The 18,018-nt window shown below is 41.7% G+C and carries 13 protein-coding genes; 8 read left to right on the top strand and 5 right to left on the bottom strand.

The annotated features are described in order from the left end of the window. Positions 1-160 precede the first annotated feature (160 nt). Complete coding sequence (locus ACRWQL_RS11980) at positions 161-2,710, top strand: penicillin-binding protein 1A (protein ID WP_434950178.1); 2,550 nt, start codon at positions 161-163, stop codon at positions 2,708-2,710. An 83-nt stretch (positions 2,711-2,793) separates the two neighbouring features. Here ACRWQL_RS11980 and yjjG read toward each other — a convergent pair whose 3' ends face one another. The 3 genes from yjjG to ACRWQL_RS11965 are packed head-to-tail and all read right to left on the bottom strand — an operon-like array spanning position 2,794 to position 5,952. Next, complete coding sequence (gene yjjG, locus ACRWQL_RS11975; protein WP_434950176.1) at positions 2,794-3,477, bottom strand: pyrimidine 5'-nucleotidase; 684 nt, start codon at positions 3,475-3,477, stop codon at positions 2,794-2,796. Between the two features lie 44 nt (positions 3,478-3,521). Beyond that, on the bottom strand, positions 3,522-4,589 hold the full coding sequence (locus tag ACRWQL_RS11970) for an aminoglycoside phosphotransferase family protein (protein ID WP_434950174.1): 1,068 nt from the start codon (positions 4,587-4,589) through the stop codon (positions 3,522-3,524). Between the two features lie 49 nt (positions 4,590-4,638). After that, positions 4,639-5,952 carry a DUF805 domain-containing protein gene (locus ACRWQL_RS11965; protein WP_434950173.1) on the bottom strand — a complete coding sequence of 438 codons (1,314 nt, stop codon included), beginning with the start codon at positions 5,950-5,952 and terminating at the stop codon, positions 4,639-4,641. 185 nt (positions 5,953-6,137) lie between these two features. On the opposite strand from ACRWQL_RS11965, the gene gmk reads away from it, so the two are divergent. From gmk to ACRWQL_RS11935, 6 genes are all read left to right on the top strand, one after another. Further along, a complete protein-coding gene (gene gmk / locus ACRWQL_RS11960) occupies positions 6,138-6,761 on the top strand; it encodes a guanylate kinase (protein WP_434950171.1) in 624 nt (207 codons plus the stop codon). 61 nt (positions 6,762-6,822) lie between these two features. Beyond that, positions 6,823-7,101, top strand: coding sequence for a DNA-directed RNA polymerase subunit omega (gene rpoZ / locus ACRWQL_RS11955; protein ID WP_188735731.1), 279 nt, complete (start codon positions 6,823-6,825; stop codon positions 7,099-7,101). A 13-nt stretch (positions 7,102-7,114) separates the two neighbouring features. Next, positions 7,115-9,220, top strand: a complete 2,106-nt coding sequence (spoT, locus tag ACRWQL_RS11950) for a bifunctional GTP diphosphokinase/guanosine-3',5'-bis pyrophosphate 3'-pyrophosphohydrolase (RefSeq protein WP_434927420.1) — start codon at positions 7,115-7,117, stop codon at positions 9,218-9,220. A 42-nt stretch (positions 9,221-9,262) separates the two neighbouring features. Further along, on the top strand, positions 9,263-9,646 hold the full coding sequence (locus ACRWQL_RS11945) for a RidA family protein (RefSeq protein WP_226412795.1): 384 nt from the start codon (positions 9,263-9,265) through the stop codon (positions 9,644-9,646). Positions 9,647-9,742: 96 nt separating this feature from the next. Beyond that, positions 9,743-10,447, top strand: a complete 705-nt coding sequence (gene trmH, locus ACRWQL_RS11940) for a tRNA (guanosine(18)-2'-O)-methyltransferase TrmH (RefSeq protein ID WP_434950169.1) — start codon at positions 9,743-9,745, stop codon at positions 10,445-10,447. Between the two features lie 1,069 nt (positions 10,448-11,516). Next, a complete protein-coding gene (locus ACRWQL_RS11935) occupies positions 11,517-12,002 on the top strand; it encodes a hypothetical protein (RefSeq protein WP_434950168.1) in 486 nt (161 codons plus the stop codon). Positions 12,003-12,065: 63 nt separating this feature from the next. Here ACRWQL_RS11935 and acnB read toward each other — a convergent pair whose 3' ends face one another. Further along, complete coding sequence (acnB, locus tag ACRWQL_RS11930; protein ID WP_434950166.1) at positions 12,066-14,663, bottom strand: bifunctional aconitate hydratase 2/2-methylisocitrate dehydratase; 2,598 nt, start codon at positions 14,661-14,663, stop codon at positions 12,066-12,068. A 399-nt stretch (positions 14,664-15,062) separates the two neighbouring features. Between acnB and hxpB the strand changes: the two genes are divergently transcribed. Then, a complete protein-coding gene (gene hxpB, locus ACRWQL_RS11925; RefSeq protein WP_434950164.1) occupies positions 15,063-15,731 on the top strand; it encodes a hexitol phosphatase HxpB in 669 nt (222 codons plus the stop codon). Between the two features lie 56 nt (positions 15,732-15,787). Here hxpB and ACRWQL_RS11920 read toward each other — a convergent pair whose 3' ends face one another. Beyond that, positions 15,788-17,992: a patatin-like phospholipase family protein gene (locus ACRWQL_RS11920; protein ID WP_434953372.1), complete on the bottom strand. Its 2,205-nt coding sequence runs from the start codon at positions 17,990-17,992 to the stop codon at positions 15,788-15,790. Positions 17,993-18,018 lie beyond the last annotated feature (26 nt).

Raw genomic sequence — 18,018 nt, 5'->3', positions numbered from 1 at the left:
TTTTAAAATATAGTAGCACAAAATCATCTCGTTACACTTATTTGTACAAAATGTTTCTATATTGTACAAACACTATTTTTTTGTTTATACGTTTTTACTTCACCAAAATGGTTGCGGCTTATATACTATCGCCCTATTTAAGTTTTTTTGGAATACATGCGTGAAGTGGTTTAAACGATTAATAATTGCTTTTTTTAGTCTTTCTTTACTTGGTGTAGGTGCTATTGCTGCAGCATATTTTTATGTTTTACCTGACTTACCTGATGTTAACTCACTAAAAACAGTTCAATTACAAACACCACTGCGTATATATAGTAGTGACGGCAAACTCATTTCTCAATTTGGTGAGAAACGTCGAGTGCCTGTTGAGTTTGAAGACGTGCCACAACAGCTTATCAATGCTGTACTTGATACCGAAGATGCGAGATTTTTTGAACATAAAGGTATTGATCCAATCGGTATTATTCGTGCTGCAACAATTTTAATTACGACAGGCAAAAAAAGCCAAGGTGCGAGTACTATAACCCAGCAAGTTGCTCGAGGCTTTTTCTTATCAAACGAAAAAACATATATTCGTAAAGTAAAAGAAATTTTTCTCGCGTTAAAAATTGAAAAAGCCCTCACTAAACATGAAATTTTAACCTTATATTTAAATCGCTCATTTTTAGGAAACCGCGCATACGGTGTTGGGGCAGCGGCGCAAGTTTATTATGGTAAGAACTTAAATGAGTTGTCATTACCAGAAATGGCAATGATTGCAGGCTTGCCTCAAGCACCATCAGCGGCCAATCCAATACGTAACCCCGCTAGAGCTCAAGCACGTCGTAACTGGGTATTAAGCAGAATGTTAGAGAAAAACAACATTACTGAGGCAGAATATCAAGAAGCGATTGACGCCCCGCTTACGGCAAGATATCACGGTGCAGAAATTGACTTATATGCCCCATATATTTCTGAAATGGCCCGCGATTACATGATCCAGAAATACGGTGAAGAAGCGGCTTATACCAATGGCTATAATGTTTACACCACTATTTCATCTGATTTACAATTAATGGCTCAGGATGCATTACGAGATAACGTATTCGCATACGATCAACGTCATGGGTATCGCGGTCCAATTTCGCAACTCTGGACAGGAACGCCACTTGGTCGTACTGAGATTATTGAACAGTTAGCCCAAACGCCACCAATGCAAGGTATTTTACCTGCAGCAGTAATGTCTGTTACAGATCAACAAGCAAAAATGATGCTTGCTGATGGTTCTGAAATAACCATTGAATGGTCAGGATTAAAATGGGCACGTAAATTTATTACTGATAAACGTCAAGGTTTACCGCCTAAGCTTGCTACTGATATTTTATCGCAGGGACAGCAAGTCTATGTGCGTAATAACGGCAGCTTCTGGCAATTATCGCAAATTCCTGAGGTTGCCAGTGCCACGGTAAGTTTAGACCCATTTGATGGGGCTATTCGCACACTGGTTGGTGGATTTAGTTTTAGCAAAAGCCAGTTTAACCGGGTGACCCAAGCTAAGCGTCAACTCGGCTCAAATATTAAACCATTTATTTATGCTTCGGCCCTTGAGAAAGACTGGACTCTTGCGACCTTAATTAATAATGCGCCTATTAATAAGCCTGATACTCGCCAAGGCACTGCATGGCGTCCTAAAAATTCGCCAGATATCTATGGCGGGCCAACTCGACTAAGAGTAGGTTTAGCTCAATCGATTAACGTTATGGCGGTACGCGCACTTCGTCATGTGGGTTTACAAAATGCCACTGATGAACTGGTAAAATTTGGCTTTGATGCTAAAGATTTACCCCGTAATGAATCTTTGGCTTTAGGCTCACCTTCGGTAACACCTTTACAGGTAGCCACTGCGTTTAACGTGTTCGCCAATGGCGGTTACTTAGTTGAACCTTACTTTATCGACCATGTAACAGATTCATACGATAATGTCATTGAGCAAGCCTCACCTACTCTTGCTTGTTCATCCGGTTTAGATGAGCAAACGATTAGCGAGCCATCTGACGATGAGGCTAGCAACGATTTTTTTGCTGCAATGAATCAAGATTTATCAGCCGCTAATTCAGATACTGAATTAGTCTGTAATCGTCAAAATGGCCGCTATGCTAAGCAAGTTATTTCAGAGCAAACTGCCTTTTTGATCACCGAATCGCTTAAAAGTGTTATATGGGGTGGCGGAGATTGGAGTAAAGGTACTGGTTGGAATGGTACTGCGTGGCGTGCATCTAAGTTACTTAAACGCCATGACATTGCAGGTAAAACAGGAACAACCAACGAATCTCGTGACACTTGGTTTAGTGGATTTAACCCTACGTTAACGTCGACATTTTGGGTAGGATTTGATGACCACGGCCGTCAACTAGGGCGTGCCAGTTGGATGGCTAGCGGTGCTCCTGATCAAATATCAGGCGGAGAAGCCGGCGCAAAAACCGCTGGCCCTGGCTGGAATGACTTTATGAATAAAGCATTAAAAGGCACAACCGAAGTATCGGCTGAACCACCAAAAGGCATTGTCTCTGTTCGTATTGATTTAGAAACAGGTAAGCTCACAAGAAAGACTGATCACACAACCGCATTTGAATATTTTGTTGCCGGCACTGAGCCCAAAGAATATGCAATAGAAACTCAAAGCTCTGGTGAGACATTTATTGATAGCGTTGCGGAAGATTTATTCCAATAGCTAATTATGAAAATGATAAAGCCGTATTCAGTTAAAACTTAATACGGCTTTTTTATGTTCGTTTGAATATGAGAATCGATTAATTATGGCAATAGTCGTTGATGTAATTCGGTTAATGAGCCAACTTGGTAGTGAGGTGTAATATTACTATCAGCCATTACACCCGCAGAGTTTAACCAGCAAGTGTCAATTCCGGCATTAATACCGCCCAAAATATCTGACTGTAATGTGTCCCCAACCATTAACACTTGATGCTTTTCAGGATGGCCCATTCGTTCAAAAGCATGATCAAATATCGCTTTATCGGGTTTCGCTTTTCCCACTTGCTCAGAAATAATCACTTGAGAAAATGCCGTTTCCATACCGGTTTTTTGCAGGCGAATTTGCTGAAGCTGAGTAAAGCCATTGGTAATAATACCTAGATTAACTTTACCCACTAAAGCATCAATAAGCGCCCTAGCACCAGGTAAAGGTTCGCAAATATCGGCCATTGCCGTCAAAAAACCATGATTTAACTGCTCAGGCTGAACGGTTAGCTTTATTCCCCACTCAACAAATCGTTGCGTCTGTAACGTTTTGGCATCAATGACCCCATTTTGGTATTCAACCCAAAGAGGTTTATTTACCTTTTGATAATGGTCAAAATCTGCATGACTAAATTCAACACCATATTTTGAAAATAATAACTTCAGTCCAGCAAAAGCATCAAAGTGAAACAAGGTGTCATCGGCATCAAATAAAATCCACTGATATTTTGAAATATGCATTAATTACATTCACCCATTAATTGATATGTTGAGTTAACTGATAATTACTCGAAAAGTGGTTTTAATTTGGCTTCTTGCCCCAGCAAACTTTTAAAAATCGTTAACTGGTTAGCCGCACGATCTAAATTATGATTAGGTCTGTGAATACTAAAATAAGCATCGCCATTGATATGATCGGCTAAAAAACGACTGCCCAACATCAATGCCATAACTTTTATACCTAGCCATAAACTCCGTTTTTCTATTGGAGTAATGATCCCTTCTAATGCTTTGATGTAGCTTTCACTGGCCGCAGCTATAATCTCTGGTCGTGCAATTACCTTATCTAATGCGGTGGAATCTTCTTCCTCTGGCGAACAAAAAGCACGCACCATGTCACCAAAGTCATACATCAAATACCCTTTCATGCAGGTATCCAAATCAATAATGGCCATACTTGACATATCACGCTCATCAAACAGCATGTTGTTGATTTTGGTGTCATTATGGCAAACACGCAAAGGTAATAGCAATTCAACCTGCTCAAGCTCATCAAATAACGCATGTTGACTAAAAACCAAATCAACCCAATATTGGCATTCTGACAAGCGCTGGCATTTATCATCACTGACCGCTTGCTGTAGCTGTTGTAGTCTAAAAGGAAAATTCAAAAAATCTTTAATAACATCATTAATGCAATCTGGGTTGAGTGAACTCAATGCCGCGACAAAATGACCAAAGGCTCCGGCAGCCATTTTTGCTTGTTCGGTGTTAGTAACCACTTCAATAGTATGGCTATTGGGCAAGTAAGTTATCGCCCGCCAATAGCCGTCATCGCCAAGATTAATAGCATATTGTTTATCTTGCGCGCTAACAGGCTTAACAACTTGTAATTGATAATGGCCTTGTTCAACTTGCTGTTGAAGATGTTCACTGACATGTAATGCATTTTCAATCAGTAAATTTGGCTGAGTAAATACATCGGTATTTATTCTTTGTAAAACAAATTCGCCCTTGGGCCAACGTACTAAATATGTCTGATTAATGTGTCCATTTCCAAGCGTTGAGATGGTGACTTTATCTAAACCAATACCAAAATGAGGCAGCACTTGCTGCCTAATAAAATCACTCACTCATACGCTCCATATTCTTTTTAAGTTATATCGTATTAATTATATTCAGTTAATCTGTCGGTAGATAATCAGCAAACTCTTGATGCTGCATTAACGTAGCTTGACTGCCCTTTAAGCTAAAGTCATAGCCACAAAGCTTAAAACTACCACGCATTGCAATATGATTAATAATAGATTTGTTATCTAAAGGTGAAAAACGCGCTTCTGTGGCCTCATCGCTCATTAAATCAACACTAATAGGCCTATATTCACTACCATCGTTAAAAACGAGCTCACTACAGGTTTTATCGCCTTGGGCGGTATCGAGTCGCCAGAGGTTTTTTGCCGTATCTGTATCACCGAGCCAGCGCACAATAAATATGCTGTCTTGCATGACTATCCAAAAACCATCAGGCAACTTAGCGCTGACTCTGTCGATTTTTCCTGATTGGGTAACGTTAACCTTGGCAATAGCTTTTTCATCACTGTCACCGCTATTAGTAAGACTGACTAGCAACCATACGATTAAACCCGATACCAGTAATACACCTAACACCTTAGCGCCCAGAATCACTGGAATATGATGCTCCTTTAAGCGATTTAACCAAGATTTGATTAACTCAGTCACCGAGCCGGTATCAAGCGCATCACGATCAACATCAAAACGATGAGATGCCTGCCAAGATTGCTTAAAAGCTGACATTGACTCGGGTGCTTGATCAATTGCAGAAAAACGCATTGATGCGACTAAAGGTTCGTCGGTAGTATCAATGTCGATATGTTTGCTGTTTGTATGTTCGGTTTCATTAACCTCAACTTCTGCATGATCAAATGAGGCATGATGCGCACCTATATCTGAGACTTCATTTTGCCCCCGCTCATCATCAGCAACATGATGCACTTCAGCAGCCATCGGTTTAACATCCGCACGAGCAGCCTGGCCAAAAACCTGTGGCTCACGGCGTTTTCTTACGCCACCTAATTCCGACTTAACCTGTGCTTTAGGGCCATAATAACCTTCAACATAAGGCACTTTTTGACTAATGGCGGGAAAGAAGCTAATAAAAACACTACAAGCAATACCTAATAAACCTACTCCTGCAATAGCAGCAAAAGGCCAAAACAAATAACAACTCAATACAAATAATAAGTGTGGCAAGACTGCAAGTAACACCCAAAAAATGGGTCTACCTGCATCATGTAAACGTCTGAGCGCAGACAAGCTAATCACTGTCGTTGTTAGCAGTGCTGCAAATAAAATAATCATGCTTTGCGGGAAAACTATCCCGACTAAAAACAAAAAACTAAAACTGGCTAAAATGATGGCCAAAAAGCGGAAGGCATTGTCGCGGCCTTGATAACACCAAAGCGTGTTTAACTGCATGAAAAATCCTTGAATCGTAAGCAAGGCAACCCGTTTGGGTCGCGGGGGTATTTTAGTATGAATCTGTGTAAAAAGAGAGTACTGAATTTCAATCTCAATCGGCAGAGATTTTATGGCTATGTAGGCAGTTTTTGTTGAGTTATAATATTAAACTTTCTTAACCGTATTGTGAGAACAGCAAAACTATGAGTACTCTTGGAAATCTTTTTATTGTGTCAGCCCCTAGCGGTGCAGGAAAATCGTCTCTTATCTCCGCACTTTTAAAAGATAATCCCAGTGATATGCAAGTATCTGTATCTCATACCACTCGCCAACCACGACCAGGTGAAGTTAACGGTCAACACTATCATTTTGTCACAGTTGAACAATTTAAAGCGTTAATCGCTGAAAATGCCTTTTTTGAGTGGGCTGAAGTATTTGGTAATTACTACGGCACGTCACGCACTGTTATCGAACAAACCTTAGCCAAAGGTGTAGATGTTTTTTTAGATATAGACTGGCAAGGTGGCGAGCAAGCTAAAAAGCTCATGCCTGAAGCCGTTGGGGTATTTATTTTACCGCCATCAAAAACCGAGCTTGCACGCCGTTTAACTGGTCGAGGCCAGGATAGTCAAGAGGTTATTGATAGTCGTATGGCTCAAGCTGTCTCAGAAATGTCACACTATACTCAATATGATTTTGTGATCATTAATGATAATTTCGACACTGCATTGGACAATTTAAAAGCCATCATTAGCAGTCAAAGATTAACCTGTGCTAGTCAGAGACACACTCACAATGATATGCTTGTCGATCTATTGGCAAACTAATTGTCTTAGTGTACAATTTTGCGTCATTTTTTCCCCATAGATAACACTGGAGTTTCCACACATGGCTCGCGTAACTGTAGAAGACGCTGTAAATAAAATCGGCAACCGTTTTGATATGATCCTGGTTGCAGCGCGTCGTGCACGCCAAATCGCTGTGCAAGGTAAAGATCCAATGGTTGAAGAGATGAATGATAAGCCAACGGTTATCGCTTTACGCGAAATCGAATTAGGTTTAGTCACCTCTAATACTTTAGATGCTGATGAGCGTCAAACTGTCCGTGAACGCGAAGCTGCTGAAATAGCTGCTGTTGCCGCCATTGCGGAAGGTCGTGTAATTTAAGGAGTAGCGCCACTTGTATCTGTTTGAAGGTCTCAAAGAATCAGCTTCCGCTTATTTAGAGCCGGAGCAAGTAGAATTACTCAAGCAGGCCTATTTGGTCGCGCGCGATGCCCATGAAGGGCAAATGCGCACAAGTGGCGAACCTTACATTACCCATCCGGTTGCGGTTGCTCGCATCCTGGCAGACATGCGTCTTGATTATGAGACGTTAATGGCTGCCCTGCTTCATGACACCATCGAAGACACCCCCGTCACCAAAGAAGAACTTGCTGAGTTATTTGGTGTTGATGTGGCGGAATTAGTCGAAGGTGTATCAAAGCTAGATAAGATCAAATTTCGCGATAAGAAAGAAGCGCAGGCGGAAAACTTTCGTAAAATGATGATGGCCATGACACAAGATATTCGGGTTATTCTTATCAAACTGGCTGACCGAACCCATAACATGCGCACATTAGGCGCGCTTCGTCCTGATAAACGTCGTCGCATTGCCCGCGAAACCCTTGAAATATACGCACCTATCGCCAACCGTCTTGGTATTCATAATATCAAAATAGAGTTAGAGGATTTAGGCTTTCAAGCCTATTACCCCATGCGATATCGAGTGATCAAAGAAGTGGTTAAATCTGCACGAGGAAATCGTAAGGAATTAATCATTGGTATCGAAGGTGCCATTGAAACGCGATTAGAAGATGCTGGTATAGCAGGCAAGGTCAAAGGCCGAGAAAAAAATCTTTACTCCATTTACCGTAAAATGTGCAACAAAGAGCTGCAATTTGAAGAAGTAATGGACATTTACGCCTTCAGAGTCATCGTTGACAGCATTGACACCTGTTATAGAGTTCTCGGCGCCATGCATGGATTATACAAACCCCATCCAGGCCGCTTTAAAGATTATATCGCCATACCTAAAGCCAATGGTTATCAATCATTACACACCTCGTTATTTGGACCCCATGCAGTGCCAGTTGAAGTGCAAATACGCACCGAAGAAATGGACCAAATGGCTGATAAAGGGGTTGCCGCTCATTGGATGTATAAAAACAAAACCGATGCTAGCCAGCAAAATACCACCCAGGTCAGAGCCCGAAAATGGATGCAAAGCTTGCTTGAATTACAGCAAAGTGCGTCTAGCTCATTCGAATTTGTTGAAAACGTTAAAACCGAACTCTTCCCTGACGAAATTTATGTATTCACTCCTGAAGGCCGTATTTTAGAGTTGCCGGTTAATTCCACCGCTGTCGACTTCGCCTATGAAGTGCATACCGATGTGGGTAATACCTGTGTGGGCGCAAAAGTGAATCGCCAAGCTTACCCACTAAGCCAACCGCTAATTTCTGGCCAAACGGTTGAAATTATTACTGCAAAAGGTGCACGCCCTAATGCTGCATGGCTTAACTTTGTGGTAACCGGTAAAGCTCGCGGTAAAATTCGTCAAGTATTGAAAAGTTTAAAGGGTGACAATGCCATCACACTTGGACGCCGCTTATTGAATCATGCATTGGGCGAAACCAAGTTTGACAGTATTCCTGCAGATTTGATCGAAAAAGTTATCAAAGAAACCAAACATACTAACTTAGATTCATTGTTAGCCGATATTGGTTTGGGCAATGCGATGAGCATAGTGATAGCACAGCGCTTACTCGGCCAAAAGCTAGAGTCACACAACAATAAAGATGGCCATGCCATGCCAATTCGCGGTGCTGAGGGCATGTTAGTTACCTATGCAAATTGTTGTCGACCAATACCTGGTGATGCGGTTATTGCCCATGTTAGTCCAGGTAAAGGCTTAGTGGTGCATATGGAAAGCTGTGCCAATATTCGTGGTTATCAAGGCGAACCAGACAAGTATATCTCTGTCCATTGGGATAATACTGAAGGGGTTGAATATCATGCTAATTTACGCGTTGAAATTGTCAATCATCAAGGTGCATTGGCAAAAATCACCTCGATTATTGCTTCAGCAGGATCAAATATTCATAACTTGAGTACCGAAGAGCGCGATGGCCGAGTGTACTTAATTAATTTGCGTATTTCGGTCAATGATCGGGTACATTTAGCCAATGTGATGCGCCGTATCAGAGTGCTTCCAGAAGTACTGCGTACCTCACGCAACAGATAACCCTTATATAAATCATTATAATAAACAACAAGAGAGCACAAGATGGCTGAAAAAATTATCATTGCTACTGACAAAGCCCCGCAGGCGATTGGCACTTATTCTCAGGCAGTAAAGGTCGGCACTACTGTTTATCTATCTGGTCAAATTCCGTTAGACCCTAAAACCATGACCATGGTAAGCGATGAGTTTTCTGCACAGGTTGTGCAAGTATTTGAAAACTTAACCGCGGTGTGTGACGCTGCTGGCGGAAAAATGTCAGACATAGTGAAGTTAAATATCTTCTTAACTGACTTGTCACACTTTGCTACGGTTAATGACATCATGAGCCGTTACTTCCAACAGCCTTACCCAGCGCGTGCTGCTATTGGGGTAAAAGAGCTACCAAAAGGCTCATTGGTTGAAATGGACGGCATTATGGAGCTATAAGCTCCGTCATCAACGTCCAATATTACTCAGTATAGAGGGCGCTTATGCGCCCTTTTGTTTACTTGTTGTTAGCTAAAATTTTACCGAATATTTATTATGAGCCCTGAACGTTTCACCCGTATTAATCAAATGCTAGATAATCGCCAGGTTGATCTTACTTTATGTTTAGATACCGTCCATAAAACCCAAAACATTGCTGCGGTTATTCGCACCGCAGATGCCGTGGGTATACATCAAGTTCATGCGGTATGGCCTGACGTTCAAATGCGAGTATCAGGCAATACAGCCTCTGGGAGTCAGCAATGGGTAAAAACCATAGTGCATGACAACATGAGCCAAGCGGCTTCTCAGTTTACAGCTCAGAGCATGCAAGTGCTGGCGACCAACTTTTCTGACACCGCCGTCGACTTTCGCGAAATAGACTACACCAAACCAACGGTGATCATCATGGGCAACGAGCGTGACGGTGTCAGTGATGAAGGGCTAGCGATTGCTAACCAACATATCATTATCCCTATGCTTGGTATGGTGCAATCGCTCAATGTATCGGTCGCTTCTGCATTGATCATGTATGAAGCACAACGCCAACGTGAACAAGCAGGCATGTATGGCACTCGTCATTTAGATGAAGCTTATTGCCAGAAAATGTTGTTCGAGCAAGGCCATCCAGTTTATGCAAAAGCCTGTCGACGTAAAAATATCCCTTATCCGAAAATTGATCAGCAAGGACAAATAGAGGCTAATGCAACCTGGTGGCAAAGAATGCGAGAACCTGATCCGAATGCTGATTTAGTTATTTAATGGTTAAATTTATAAAGTACCATTGCTGCTATCAATTGCCTGCCACAGGCTTTGGCGCAAGCACTTCTGTGTCACGCTGCACTCTTTATATAGAATAAGTCCCTGTAAGCTCAATGATGTTAAACAACATCCTTGTGTAACTGCCAGTTCGGCATCCATGACTCTCGCCCATAGCGTTTCATACCATGAAAATTCGCCCTGCCATCGACGGTCACAGCTGCGCTTGCGCCTGATATTCTATCTCTTCGCTTTACCCTCACTTGAAGTAATGTTCAAACCGTCATTCCCGGGATCTTTTATCGGGGATCCAGCTTTTGCTTTTAAATGTAGCAACCAACAAAGCTAAATCGAAGAAACAAAAAATTCAGGTGCAGATGAGTCAGCTATTATCTAAAACAGAAATAATTCATGCCATGGCAGTTTAGTTATTTGATCGTTAAATTTATACATTACCATTACTGCAATCAATTGCCTGCCGCAGGCTTTTGCGCAAGCACTTCTGTGACACGCTGCAAGTACGTCCCTGTAAGCTCAACGATGGCATCCCTGCCATCGACGGCCACAGCCGCGCTTGCGCCTGATATTCTATCTCTTCGATTTACCCTCACTTGAAGTAATGTTCAAACCGTCATTCCCGAGATCTTTTATCGGGGATCCAGCTTTTGCTTTTGAGTGTCGCTACCAACAAAGCCAAATCGAAGAAACAAAAATTTCAGTGCAGATGAGCCAGCGAGTATCCAAAACAAGGCGAAGTTTCACTGCGTGAAACGTTTTGAGCGAGAGGCATGGATGCCGAACTGGCAGTTTAACAAGGATGTTATTGGTTTTGGTTAAGCCCACATGGAAGCTGATTTATAAATCAAGAGCCGGCGTCTCGCTGGATAATCTGCACTTAAGGTCACTCTTTCATATCAATATGATCGTGGCATTCAGTTCATCCTGAACATCCCTGCGGCAGGCAATTGGTTAATTTTAAAACTAATAATATAAAGAGCTACCACTTCTAAAACTGGTATTAATTAACAATGAATGGCAAAGTAATTAATAATAATGACCTCAGGAAACACTCATGAAATACTTAGCTTTTTTAACCATTTTCATTTCTATTTCCATCCAGGCAAATGTAGATCGATGTCCGATTGCAACGGCTTCTAATATAACTGGTTTATGGCAAGCTTTTGATATGGATAAAAATGCCCTTTATATTCTCAAGTTTAACAAAGATGGGACTTCCAGCTTATCTGCGTCGACATTATATGGAAAAGTATGGTTCGGTGAGTCAACAAAATTATCCACGAATAACTCAGGGATCAGTTTGAGCTTTTATAATAGAACTAATATAAAGGAAAGTGTGGTCGTTAATGGTTTCGGGGTCAGCTGTGAAGAAAATGGCATACTTAGTTTAGTGCTTGATGGACAACAAACTGGGCATATTTTTAGGTATCAAAATCTTAACTTCCACAAAGGAAGCCTAGTCGAGAATATCACTAAAATTCAAAATAAAATTGATGCTGTTGATATTTATACTTTTCCGAATCTCAACTATGAAAAATAGAACCAAACAAAAATGCCAGCATTTCTGCTGGCATTTTTAGTTCAACGATTAACTAGTTCAAGCTTAAACTGCCGATTGGATAATCACGCTGCCGGCTTTCTTAGTATAAGAGTCGATTTGATCGAAGTTCAAATAACGGTAAGTATCAGCTGCTGTTGCATCTAATTCTTTAGCGTAAGTTTGATACTCTTCAACTGAAGGTAGGCGACCCAATAACGCGGCTACTGCTGCTAACTCAGCTGATGCTAAGTATACGTTTGCGCCAGTACCTAAACGGTTAGGGAAGTTACGAGTAGAAGTTGATACTACTGTAGCACCTTCAGCAACACGTGCTTGGTTACCCATACATAGAGAACAACCAGGGATCTCGATGCGAGCACCAACACGACCGAAGATTGAATAATAACCTTCTTCGGTTAATTGATCGCGGTCCATCTTAGTTGGTGGTGCAATCCATAAACGTGTTGGCAGTGTTTTAGCAAACTTGTCTAACATCTTACCGGTAGCACGGAAGTGACCGATGTTAGTCATACAAGAACCCACAAACACTTCGTCAATCTTAGTTTGTGCCACGCTTGATAATAATACTGCATCATCAGGATCGTTTGGTGCACAAAGGATTGGCTCTTTGATGTCGTTTAAGTCAATTTCGATAATTTCAGCATATTCTGCGTCTTTATCAGCTTCCATTAACTCTGGGTTAGCAACCCACTCTTGCATAGCAGTAATACGGCGTTCAATAGTACGACGATCGCCATAACCTTCGCTGATCATCCACTTTAACATGATGATGTTAGAGTTAAGATACTCAATGATAGGCTCTTTATCTAGCTTGATAGTACAACCAGCAGCACTTCGCTCAGCTGATGCATCAGATAGTTCAAATGCTTGCTCAACTTTTAAGTGTTCAAGACCTTCGATTTCTAATACACGACCAGAGAAAGCATTAATTTTGCCTTTTTTCTCTACGGTCAATAAGCCAAGTTCAATCGCTTTAAGCGGAATGGCATGTACAAGATCACGTAATGTGATGCCTGGTTGCATTTCACCTTTAAAGCGGACCAAAATTGACTCTGGCATATCAAGAGGCATAACACCGGTTGCTGCAGCAAATGCTACTAGACCAGAACCTGCTGGGAATGAAATACCAATTGGGAAACGTGTATGTGAATCACCACCAGTACCTACGGTATCTGGAAGTAGCATACGGTTTAACCACGAGTGAATAACCCCGTCACCTGGACGTAAAGCTACACCGCCACGGTTCATGATGAAATCAGGTAGCGTGTGGTGTGTGTCAACGTCAACAGGCTTTGGATAAGCCGCTGTATGACAGAATGACTGCATGGTTAAATCAGCACTGAAACCTAAACAAGCTAAATCTTTTAGTTCATCACGGGTCATTGGGCCTGTAGTGTCTTGCGACCCTACTGAAGTCATTTTAGGTTCACAGTATTGGCCTGGGCGAATACCTTTAACACCACATGCTTTACCGACCATTTTTTGTGCAAGGGTAAAGCCCTTGTTAGTCACAACAACATCTTGCGGACGCACGAATACGTCTGACGCTGGTAACCCTAAGGTTTCACGAGCACGGTCTGTTAAGCCACGGCCAATAATTAATGGAATACGGCCACCAGCACGAACTTCGTCTAATAATACGTCTGTTTTTAGTTCGAACGTAGAGATAACTTCGTCAGTACCACCACGCTTAACTTCGCCAGTGTATGGATAAATGTCGATAACATCGCCCATTTCCATTTTATCAACGTTTAGTTCAATCGGTAACGCGCCTGCATCTTCCATAGTGTTGAAGAAAATTGGTGCGATTTTGTTACCTAAACAGAAACCACCCGCACGCTTGTTTGGTACATAAGGGATATCATCGCCCATGAACCATAACACTGAGTTAGTTGCTGATTTACGCGAAGAGCCGGTACCAACAACGTCGCCCACATAAACAAGTGGATGACCTTTGGTTTTAAGCGCTTCGATTTCTTTAATTGGACCCACTTCGCCAGACACATCAGGTACAATACCGTCACGGGCGTTTTTCAACATGGCTAATGCATGTAATGGGATGTCAGGACGTGACCATGCATCGGGTGCTGGTGACAAGTCATCAGTGTTGGTTTCACCCGCCACTTTAAATACCGTCAAGGTCACTTTGTCAGCAAGTTTAGGACGGTTCAAGAACCAATCGGCATTTGCCCAAGCTTCTACAACTTGTTTAGCTGATGCATTACCTGCTTGCATTTTTTCTACCACGTCGTGGTAAGAATCAAACATTAATAAGGTGTTTGATAATGCTTTAACTGATAATGGCGCTAATGCTGGGTTATCTAATTGAGCAATTAGCGGCTCAATGTTGTAACCACCTTGCATAGTACCAAGTAACTCTACGGCACGTTCAGCAGATAATATAGGTGACTTTACAGTGCCTTTTGCCACAGCATCTAAGAATGCCGCTTTCACATAGGCAGCTTCATCAACACCTGGTGGAATACGGTTTTCTAATAAATCGAGAATGACAGCCTCTTCACCAGCTGGCGGAGTCTCAACTAATTTTACTAATTCAGCCACTTGTTGTGCATCTAATGGCTTAGGGACAATACCCTCTGCGGCACGCTCTGCGACGTGTTTACGATATGCTTCTAGCACGGCAACATTCCTCTTTGTTTGACGCCTTACGGCGAAACTCAACGTCAGTTTTAGTCACGCTGAAATTCCACAGGTTCGGGCTTGAAATCCGATCCCCAGTATACTACAGCTTTAAAAAAGTATGAATCTGCTCACACTGTTACTAAGATGAAATCTACGGGATTTTTTGGTACTACAGATAATGTAAAGCCTGATTTAAACAAATAAAATTAGACAATAGTTTGAAATAACAATAAAAAACATAAAATTCAATACCTTAAAATATATCTATTGATTAAAATCATCTGTAAACAATCTCACACTTTAAAAATAAATATTTTTAATAATTTGTATTTTTAATGAACTCATTTAGGGAAAACGTTACGCTAATGGTCCTTTCTGACCAATATTGAGTTTTTTATGGCAAATGTGGATATCAAAGCGATCATTTTTGACATGGATGGTGTGCTTATCGATTCCGAACCCGCATGGCAACAAGCTGAAATGGCTATTTTGAACGCGCTCGGATTATCGTTAACCTTAGAAGATGTCGAAAGTACCACCGGGTTCCGCATCGATCAAGTGGTGCGTTATTGGTACCAACGCTACCCTTGGGACAACTATGATAATGCTAAAACGGCTAATGCTATCGTAGAAGAAGTGGTCAATATTATCCGCCAACAGGGTCAAGTTATGGACGGCATTATTGACACTCTTAGCTTTTGTCAGCAGCAAGGGCTAAAAATAGGCCTAGCAACCTCTTCCCCAAGCCTTATCATTGATGCTGTGCTTGATAAGCTTGGTATTGGGCATTATTTTGAAGCCATCACCTCAGCGGAGTTTTTAGCCAGAGGAAAACCCCATCCTGAAGTATATTTGAATTGTGCTACAGCGCTGAACATTGATGCAGAAAACTGCCTAGCAATAGAGGATTCATTTAATGGCTTAGTTGCTGCAAGAGCCGCGTCGATGCAAACGATTGCTATTCCTGCGCCACAGTTGGCAACACAAGCTAAATGGCTTGTTGGTCATCATCAAGTAGCTAATGCTCACGCTATCATAGACATACTTAAACAACACTATCGATAGGTGTATCTCACCAAAAAAATCAAGGCAGCGGATGCTGCCTTGATTGAATAATGAGTTTAGAAGTTCTTACCAATGAATAAGTAAAACGCTCTGTCGCCTGTATCACTGTAACCAAAACCTAATGCAGCAGGTCCCCAGGAAGTATCTGTCCCTAAGTACAGACTGCCTGAAAAAATAAGGTCTTTAATATCAACATCCTCACGTAAATACCAGACGTTACCTGCCTCAAAACTGGTGCCTAAATATAAGGGGATATCGGTAATTAATACATCTCGGCCTAAATCATACTGGTAAATGACGGCACCAAAAACTTTATGCGCACCGGCAAGCGCACTTTTATGAAAGCCTGATAAATTTAAAAAACCGCCTAAGTTACTTAAGTGAATAGAAAAGTCGCCGTCACTTTCAACCGTAGATAAAGCCATCTTGCCCACAACCGCATGGTGGCCTAAATTAAGTGCGCCTTTCCAATCAGCTTCAACTTGCCAAGTTCTATCACTGGCATCCGCAAAACTTCGCGACGAATAGCTTTCATTGCGATAGTAGCTCGCTAACGTAAAACGATTACCCTCTGTAGGGAAGCTAATACTGTTTAACGTGTCATAGGCTATTTTCAGATAAGCACCATAGGTGTCATAATCAAATTTCCCCGAGAGCACAGCGTTATTAGTAATATTGCCTAATTCACCAATTAAACCTAACTCGATGATACCCGAGGAAGAATAGTTATAGCCAAGGCCCGTTGTCAGGGTCGACACGTTGTTGTCTAATTTATAAATTAGCTGATTTTCATCATAAAGATCCCAGCTTTTCATCTCATATTGGTATCGAGCGATAGCATAGGTATCTTGATCTCTATTAAGTGGCTGATAAAACTCAGTCGCTACACGCTTTTGAAAACCAAGTTCTAATTCATTGCGCCACTCACCACCATTGTCAGTTAAGTCAGTCATCGCAAAAGCTAAGTTTAAAGTCACTGCCGAGTCTAATGTGAAATCGTCTTCCCAATTAAAACCAGCATCAAAATAATTAGGTCCCCAAGATTTCGCTTTAGATTTCACCGTCAGAATACGTCCCAGCTCAGTATCATTAAATTCGATATCTACACTTTCAAATCGGTTTAATGAGTAAACACGTTTAACCGCTGCTTCTAATTCTTCTTTGGTAATAACCTGCCCCGGCTTTATCTGCAGACTATCGTGGATTAATTTATCATTCACTTTAGATTCATTATTTAACACAATTTGATAAATCGGTTGTTTAATTGGGTTATTCCAGCGTAACCGCTTTTGTTGTTTAGCATCAGCATAAGCTTGGTACTCTTCGTCAGAAATAGAGAGCTTAATCAGTTGGTCATATTTCAGCTGTGCAGCCTGCTCACCTATCACTAATGCTTGGGGCATAATCGAAAAGTCTGTGGTGCTGAGATTATCAATCCAAGGTCTGATTAGAATATCGTTTTCTTTAAGCAGTTGCTTCTGACGCGCGGTACTGGCTTGGGTCAAGATGGTTGATAATTGCTCAAGCACTGCAATAGTACTGTTTAGCTGACTTTGTTGAGTTAAAGGTGAGCCTATATCCACCGCAATAATGATGTCAGCCCCCATGCCTTGAACTACATCAATAGGCATATTATTCGCAATACCACCGTCGACTAATAGCATGCCATCAATATTGGCCGGCTGCAGTGCACCTGGCACAGTCGCAGATGCTTGCATAGCTTTAGAAATACTACCGCGATCTATCACAACAGCTTCACTGGTGGCTAAATTGGTCGCTACCGCACGAAAAGGAATAGCCAGGTCATCAAAGTCACCAAATTGCTCAACTAAATCAGTTGAGTGTCGTAACAACTGCGACATAGTTTGGCCTTGCAATAGTCCTGAAGGTGAGGTGATCTCGCCGTTGTTAAATCCTACACTAAGTGGGATATTATATTTATCTCGTAATTGTTTATTGCGATAAGATAAGTTTTCTCTAGGAATAGTGTCTGAATAGCCTGTATCCCAGGCACCTTCCAACATAATAGATTCAATTTCATTAGCACTAAAACCTAACGCGTACATGCCCGCAATATACGCACCAATACTGGTACCAGCGATATAATCAACAGGAATATTGTTCGCTTCCAGCACTTGCAGTACGCCAATGTGAGCTGCGCCTTTGGCGCCGCCACCACTGAGCACTAGGCCAATGGTTGGTCGTTCTTTAAATGTTGGCAGTTTATCTGCTGCAGCATGTGCATAGCCGAAAAAAAACAGCGTTATAATGACAGCGCTAAACAATC

The organism is Shewanella sp. HL-SH4 (assembly GCF_051164845.1).
Taxonomy (GTDB): Bacteria; Pseudomonadota; Gammaproteobacteria; order Enterobacterales; family Shewanellaceae; genus Shewanella; species Shewanella glacialimarina.
This window is presented reverse-complemented; position numbering and strand designations above follow the sequence as displayed.

What these genes read in the sequence shown, in the direction of transcription:
- ACRWQL_RS11935 (WP_434950168.1), top strand. Translation starts at nt 11,517, where the DNA reads ATGAAATACTTAGCTTTTTTAACCATTTTCATTTCTATTTCCATCCAG.
- yjjG (WP_434950176.1), bottom strand. Translation starts at nt 3,477, where the DNA reads ATGCATATTTCAAAATATCAGTGGATTTTATTTGATGCCGATGACACC.
- ACRWQL_RS11945 (WP_226412795.1), top strand. Translation starts at nt 9,263, where the DNA reads ATGGCTGAAAAAATTATCATTGCTACTGACAAAGCCCCGCAGGCGATT.
- rpoZ (WP_188735731.1), top strand. Translation starts at nt 6,823, where the DNA reads ATGGCTCGCGTAACTGTAGAAGACGCTGTAAATAAAATCGGCAACCGT.
- ACRWQL_RS11965 (WP_434950173.1), bottom strand. Translation starts at nt 5,952, where the DNA reads ATGCAGTTAAACACGCTTTGGTGTTATCAAGGCCGCGACAATGCCTTC.
- hxpB (WP_434950164.1), top strand. Translation starts at nt 15,063, where the DNA reads ATGGCAAATGTGGATATCAAAGCGATCATTTTTGACATGGATGGTGTG.
- trmH (WP_434950169.1), top strand. Translation starts at nt 9,743, where the DNA reads ATGAGCCCTGAACGTTTCACCCGTATTAATCAAATGCTAGATAATCGC.
- gmk (WP_434950171.1), top strand. Translation starts at nt 6,138, where the DNA reads ATGAGTACTCTTGGAAATCTTTTTATTGTGTCAGCCCCTAGCGGTGCA.